Annotated in this window: 2 protein-coding genes; both read right to left on the bottom strand. The window is 31.2% G+C overall.

Features of this window, described 5'->3' with window-relative positions:
• Positions 1-183: 183 nt before the first annotated feature.
• On the bottom strand, positions 184-1,053 hold the full coding sequence (locus FJ213_13445; protein MBM4177157.1) for a DNA adenine methylase: 870 nt from the start codon (positions 1,051-1,053) through the stop codon (positions 184-186).
• Position 1,054: 1 nt separating this feature from the next.
• Positions 1,055-1,852, bottom strand: coding sequence for a hypothetical protein (locus tag FJ213_13440; protein ID MBM4177156.1), 798 nt, complete (start codon positions 1,850-1,852; stop codon positions 1,055-1,057).
• Positions 1,853-1,959 lie beyond the last annotated feature (107 nt).

Raw genomic sequence — 1,959 nt, 5'->3', positions numbered from 1 at the left:
TTTCAGGTTCCCAATAAACTGGTCCACTTATTTCTGCTGGAATTTTATTTTCCTTTTTACTTCAGGAATTTATTTAAATTTTTTGCCTGCCTGCAGCAGGCAGGCCTCGTGCAATTCTTTTCCAAAGAATGGTTCCCATAACTCTTTTATCTTACTTTTTCGACAGTCTCGTTATGTGCAATTTTATTGTTGAGCAATATTTTCAATAGAGTCTGAATAAGAGAAAATATCATACTGGTTGGTAATGTTTTCCTTCAACGAATAATTAGAAATGAATAACTCTTTACCAATTTGATTAGAATCTTTAGTAACGTTACGCATTCCATAAGTTAAGTCCCAAGTTTTAATATTGGCAAATGAAAAAAGGTCTCTTATATACTCACTGTCGTCATAAGTAATCAACCATTTATGTTTGGTCTGCTTCATCACGTTCGCAAATCTTTCGTGGTCAAACATTTTATGAAGATTACCATTTTTGCCATATAAAGCGGATTTTGTGGCAGAATAATAAGGTGGGTCAAGAAATATAAATACATCATTGCCATCAGATAATATTACTTCTTCATAATCGAGATTAGAAATTTTAGTATTCACCAAAATTTTTGAAAGAGCTTTAACTCTTTCAATACTTGATTCAGTAAATCTTTTATGAAAAGCAGCATTTGAAAAACCTCCGCTTTCTGTTGTGCCCGAAAATGTGATTCTATTAAAAATGAAAAAAGCGGCTGCTTTTTTAGTGTTATCAAATGATTCTATGTTGTTTAATAAAAACCTATGCAATTCTTTACCATCAGGATAAGTAGAACGAAATTCAAGAATTGATTCAATAAGTTTGTTCGGATTCTCTTTGCACTCATTCCAAAAATGATAAAGGTTTTGGTAAATATCGTTTATCCAAAAAGTTCTCGAAGGGAATTTTTGTTTTAAATAAACGAAAACAGAACCACCTCCAACAAAAGGTTCTCTAAATTCCTTAAAGTCTGGTATTAATTTCGAAATCGAATCTATAGCTTTACTTTTACCGCCAGGATATCTGAGTGGACTTCTAATCATGTCAAACGCCTTCTATAATAACTTCAAAATTGTTTGCCTTTGCTTCTGCGAAAAGTCTATCGATAATCTCAACATTATTCACATTAAAACCAGCAGAGGATTTAAATACTTCTATTTCCGAAGTCGAACTTTGAGAAGATATTTTCTCAGAAATATTTGTAGATGTTAATTTTAAAACTGGCTTGGGAGTAAAATCAGTATCATCTATTTTTACATCGGTTAAATTACAATACAAAACCATTTTCAAAAGACCATCTTTTATATCGCCTATACTTGGTAATTTTGAATTACTTGAGTGTTTGCCTTCAATCAAAAATAAATTCTTGTCAACTATAGAAATTTCATCAGTCGTAAAGTAGTATTTGCCTCCAAGATAGTTTTCGATTGTGATAGTTGCTTTTGTTGATGTTGATAAAAATTCTTTTGGTTGTAAAGTCTGCATTTCTCTATTCTGGGCTTCCTTAGCTTTATTTCTTGAGGTAGCCATAAAATCTGCTACGCCTTTTTGAAATTGACTTTTAAAGCGTTGTATACCTCTCGAATTATGAAACGAAACTTTTAATTCTTCCTCAAGGCGATTATATGTTTTTTGAACAATATCAATTAGTGATGGAAGAGTGTCATTTATTTCTTTTAAATTCCAATGCAATGCTGAACTATGATAATTACTGATTTCCATAATTTTATTTTTGACATAGTTATTATCGAACTCTTGATCTGTAATTTTGTTTTTTCTTGAAGGATGGATGACAGCATTATTGTAATAGGCAAGGATGACATAGACATCTAAAAGACTCATTAATGAAACTGTATCCCATTGAATAAAGTCGCGGTCTCCTTTTGACCCTTCATCTTTAATAATTGGAATTACAGTAATTCTTTTGGGGACATTTAGAGAATTATAAA

It is taken from the genome of Ignavibacteria bacterium, assembly GCA_016873845.1.
Lineage (GTDB): Bacteria > Bacteroidota > Ignavibacteria > Ch128b > Ch128b > JAHJVF01.
The sequence above is the reverse complement of the archived record's forward strand: the minus strand, read 5'-3'. Positions and strand labels throughout refer to the sequence as shown.

What these genes read in the sequence shown, in the direction of transcription:
- FJ213_13440 (MBM4177156.1), bottom strand. Translation starts at nt 1,852, where the DNA reads ATGAGTCTTTTAGATGTCTATGTCATCCTTGCCTATTACAATAATGCT.
- FJ213_13445 (MBM4177157.1), bottom strand. Translation starts at nt 1,053, where the DNA reads ATGATTAGAAGTCCACTCAGATATCCTGGCGGTAAAAGTAAAGCTATA.